The organism is Candidatus Cloacimonadota bacterium, assembly GCA_011372345.1.
Taxonomy (GTDB): Bacteria; Cloacimonadota; Cloacimonadia; order Cloacimonadales; family TCS61; genus DRTC01.
Genome location: DRTC01000329.1, coordinates 1 through 3,630, shown reverse-complemented (window position 1 = coordinate 3,630; position 3,630 = coordinate 1). Strand labels below are relative to the sequence as shown.

3 protein-coding genes are annotated in these 3,630 nt (G+C 34.4%); all 3 read right to left on the bottom strand.

What is annotated here, in order from left to right; genetic code table 11:
* Positions 1 to 2,048, bottom strand: a 2,048-nt coding sequence (locus ENL20_06335) for a hypothetical protein (GenBank protein ID HHE38172.1), incomplete at its 3' end; no start/stop codon positions are given.
* Positions 2,049 to 2,056: 8 nt separating this feature from the next.
* Complete coding sequence (locus tag ENL20_06330) at positions 2,057 to 2,902, bottom strand: TrmB family transcriptional regulator (protein HHE38171.1); 846 nt, start codon at positions 2,900 to 2,902, stop codon at positions 2,057 to 2,059.
* Between the two features lie 208 nt (positions 2,903 to 3,110).
* A partial coding sequence (locus ENL20_06325; GenBank protein ID HHE38170.1) for a DNRLRE domain-containing protein occupies positions 3,111 to 3,630 on the bottom strand: 520 nt, incomplete at its 5' end.

Sequence of the window (3,630 nt, the reverse complement as noted above, 5' to 3'; positions counted from 1 at the left end):
TTATTCCCATTATTATCGGTTCCATCCCATGTTATATCTTTAAGTTCGGAGTTAGAAATTTGGAGTTCAAGATTTTTTACCAAATTTCCTTTTACATTATAAATTTTTATCTTTGCCTGTCCTACAAGGCCTTGGCGAAGTTGGGTGTGCTTTGTGGTGATAAACGATATTGTGGTTGAGCCATTAAATGGATTTGGTTTATTCTGATAAAGTTGTATCCCGTCTGTCAAATCAAAATTATCATCAACAGCTACTCCAGAGGTTACTGTAACATCCCATAATGTGCTATCTGCTAATTCGCCATCTGACACTAATGCCTTAACCACAAAATTGCCGGTGTCTGAGAAGGTATAAGTAAATTCATTAATACTTGCACCTTGTTGTATATCATCAAGATACCAATAATAATATAGAGAATCATCGTCAGGATCTTCAGCTAATATCAAAAATAATTGCTCGGTATTTTGTGCAATCGAAAATGCTGTCTCTTCCGGGAAAAAATAAGTTATTATAGGTGCATGGTTAGAAATAAACTCATCTGCTCCAATATCCGGATGTATTGCATCACGAGGATCGTAATCAAAATCAGTTGTAATACCTGCAATAGGAGTTGCTTCACCAATGCAAGGGCTGGTGGAATCCAAATGAAGATCAGGGAAGCTCAAACCAGGATCGCCTGTAAGAGAATTTTCATCTCTCGGATCATATCCGGGAGCATTTTGTAAATCTGCAAGAGTATTATAATAACTACTACCAATACGTCCAACATAACAATTATCAGCCGGGTCATCAGAATTCACACTCAAGAAATTATAATTGCTCTCAGCAAATGATGTTGCAGTCTTCAGATAAAGCGCACAGTGGTCATTTCCACCAACATTTCCAGTTCGCTCATTGATCAGGATATTATCTTTAAGAATGTTATCGCTCGCATCTTTATAAATTTTTATACAGTAAAAGTCAGGGTATTCTCTATTACATACACCTCCTATATACAGAGTGTTGTAATAAATTTGATTATTTGTAGCATCACCGGAAGACAGGTAAATGCAATAACTGGTATTTGCAGTAAGTCCGGGAACAAGATAGATAATATTATTATAGACCAGATTATCGTGTGAGTCGGATGTTATAAATATACCCCGACAACCTGAATTTGCACTATGTTTCAAATCGTGAATATAATTATTATGGATTTTTGTAGTTCCACTGCAGCTTGATGAGCCAGCTCGTATTCCATAAACAGAGGTTCTGGATTCATCAAAAGTTTGATATACTTCATTTTTTTCTACATTACAATCAGCAATATCTGTAAAGATGAAGATGCCGTATTTTTGAAAATCGTGAACATCATTATTTATAATGTTGAAGTTGGACAGTTGAATGCCAGGGTCTCCATCCATATAAACGCCATAAGTAGAACCACCAATAACTTCGCAGTTAGAAAGTGTGAACGAATCCATACCAACTAAAGGTGAAGTAATACCATAAGTTGAACAATAAACAGGAGTGGACCAACCCGTATTGGTAGCAACACTTATACTGTTTATTATCAGATTTTCCAATGTGATGTTGTCTGAACCATTTGCTAACCAGAAAACAAACATATCCTCGTCATTATTACGATAGCCATTTATTGTCATATCTCTGCTGTCATCTTCAGAATTATAAGCAGTTCCATTAAAAGTAATATGATCCGAATTGTGGATTTTTAATCCACAACTATAATCCCCGGTTATGGTTATGTTAATTTCTACTGTTGCTCCGACATCGGGTTGGAATATAACAGGATTTGATTCGGTTGCTGTAACATCGAGAATAGTTAGATTATCATTTTCAGTGTAAATCCCATCGCGGATCAGGAAAGTTACACCGCCGGTTCCCACGCCTTGAGAATTCAAATCATTGATGGCGGACTCAATTGTAGTATAATCAGGAGTAGTTCCCCCAATATACTTAATTCCAGTAAGCTGTGCAAAAGCTATCGAAGGTAATAACATCAAAAGGCACAGTAAAGTTATTGCGATAAGTAGTTTTTTACTTTTCATTGTTTCTCCTATTTTTCTTTAATCTTTCTTGAGTTAGAATATTTTTCAATTAATTCCTCAAGAGAGAAAGATCTTTTCCAATATGCTTTAAAAATTTCTTTTTGAGCACGAGCATAATCGGGATGATTTATGATAATAGTCGTGATCAATGGTTTTAGGGAAACCGGGTCCTTGAGAGCGAGCATTGTTATCTTCTCATCGAAAATTGCTAACTTCATTGGAAGTTCGCTGATAAATCTTGTTTTCCCCCCGGAGTAGGCGAATTTCTCGATCATTTCTTTTTCAAATTCCGTGTTTTCAAAGTCCTCAATTTCGTAAATAGTCTCCAGCGTTACATCTCGTTGTAATACATTAAAAGCGTTTTTCACATTATCTTTTTCCGGCAAAGCATAAGGTTTTTTTGTAAATATCATGATTTCTTTTTGGGCAGTTTGCTGAAGATGAATGTATCGTTCACAGATCCTTTTTCTTTCATACAAGATTTCAATGAATTCGAGCGGATTAACATCGCTTGTATTTTTTTCATATATCGGTGCGATGTGGTTTAATATTTCGCTAACAATATTCTTTTTAGTTTTTAGAATTCCATCCAAATTATTGATTTGATTTTGAAATGCTTGATATGGATCGGTTGCGTAATATTTTTTTAATCTTCCGATCTTTCTTTCCGCACAAAATCCCTTGTTCATTAATTGGAGTAGAATTTCGTACACTTTTGTTCTCAATATGCTGACATGTTTTTGAATTTCAGCAGCCGATAATTCTTTCTTGAGAAATAAAGTATAATATACTTTCGCTTCTCTTTTTGAGAGCCCGAAACTAATGAAATCTTTTATGATTTTTTCCCGATCCATTTTCTTTACCTTTTATGGGGGGAAAGAATTATTTTGCGAAATTTGTGTCAACATATTTTATTTTTTTATCATTTTCTTCAAGTTAGATACTTAGATCGCATAAGGTCCCAGAATCAATCTCCAACACCGAATATATTCCAGAACACTCCATGCAGTTAGTAAACCGAAATATGACTAAAACATTATCGAATTGATATGCTTACCTTTTTTACAATTTAATCAATAAACATTTTTTTATCATTGAATATTCATCAACAACCAGTTGATAGAAATATACGCCTGATGGAAAACCACTTGTGTGACAAGTTACCGAATATGAACCATTAGTTTGATATCGTTTTACAAGTGTTTCCATCAATTTACCTTTTATATCATAGATGGACAAGCTAACTTTTCCTGATTTTTGTAACTGGTATGAAATAGTTGTTTCTGTATTAAAGGGATTTGGATAATTTTCAATATTGACCGCTGGAAATATAATAGCATTCTCATCAACAGCACTTGGTGTATAGTTGATTTCTAAGTATGGATGCAGATTGGGATTTGAATATTCTTTTGAATAGAATTTACTCCATTTGTAACCTGTTTGTGCTCTAATTACAAATCCATAATTTTCTACCTGGCTATTGACCCAAGCTTGAACAAGATCAGTGATATCTACTTCAAACCAAATACCATAATTTCCACCAGTACCACTAAAAGTGAATGAAGTCCAGGCATAAGGGTTA

Bases quoted from the DNA above. Each gene is read 5' to 3' on its own strand.
- ENL20_06330 (HHE38171.1), bottom strand. From the start codon at position 2,902: ATGGATCGGGAAAAAATCATAAAAGATTTCATTAGTTTCGGGCTCTCA.